This window comes from Romboutsia sp. 13368 (assembly GCF_018336475.1).
Classification (GTDB): Bacteria; Bacillota; Clostridia; order Peptostreptococcales; family Peptostreptococcaceae; genus Romboutsia.
Genome location: NZ_CP048741.1, coordinates 1292759 through 1292984, shown reverse-complemented (window position 1 = coordinate 1292984; position 226 = coordinate 1292759). Strand labels below are relative to the sequence as shown.

Genomic DNA, 226 nt, shown 5'->3' with positions numbered 1-226 from the left:
CCTTAACAGATAAAGAATTTGAACGTATTCTAAGACACATAGAAGGAAAAACAGTATTCAAAAGTGCAATGATACTAAGAGACAAATTCATACTAGAAAGAGAAGATGGTAGTGAAGTTTATATAGAATTCTTTGACAGTAAAAACTGGTGCAAAAACAGATTCCAAGTAACTAATCAAACAACAGTAGTAGGAAAATATACAAATCGTTATGATGTTACAATACT

At 29.6% G+C, this 226-nt stretch carries 1 protein-coding gene; it reads left to right on the top strand.

Features of this window, described 5'->3' with window-relative positions:
* A partial coding sequence (locus G3997_RS05250; protein WP_296649416.1) for a type I restriction endonuclease occupies positions 1-226 on the top strand: 226 nt, incomplete at both ends.